The sequence below is a fragment of the Aquitalea sp. ASV11 genome, from assembly GCF_016429185.1.
Taxonomy (GTDB): domain Bacteria; phylum Pseudomonadota; class Gammaproteobacteria; order Burkholderiales; family Chromobacteriaceae; genus Aquitalea; species Aquitalea pelogenes.
Genome location: NZ_JAELUD010000275.1, coordinates 1 through 299 on the forward strand (window position 1 = coordinate 1; position 299 = coordinate 299).

Genomic DNA, 299 nt, shown 5'->3' on the forward strand with positions numbered 1-299 from the left:
GGTGGGAATCACCGTGTCCAGCAGGGTGCGGATCAGCTGTTCCAGTTGCTGGAATACCCTGCCCAGCTGGAGGTGGTCGTAAGCGGGGATGTCGGTCAACTGCTGTTCCAGGGCAAAGGTGCTGAGCCTGTCTCTTATACACATCTGACGCTGCCGACGAACAGTAAGATGTGGGGTTGGGGGGGGGGGGGGGGGGGGGGGGGGGGGGGGGGGGGGGGGGGGGGGGGGGGGGGGGGGGGGGGGGGGGGGGGGGGGGGGGGGGGGGGGGGGGGGGGGGGGGGGGGGGGGGGGGGGGGGGG

At 74.6% G+C, this 299-nt stretch carries 1 protein-coding gene; it reads right to left on the bottom strand.

Annotated elements, in window-relative coordinates; all coding sequences use genetic code 11:
• On the bottom strand, positions 1–144 hold a 144-nt coding region (gene tssK, locus JHD62_RS23170), incomplete at its 3' end, for a type VI secretion system baseplate subunit TssK (RefSeq protein ID WP_370541114.1).
• Positions 145–299 lie beyond the last annotated feature (155 nt).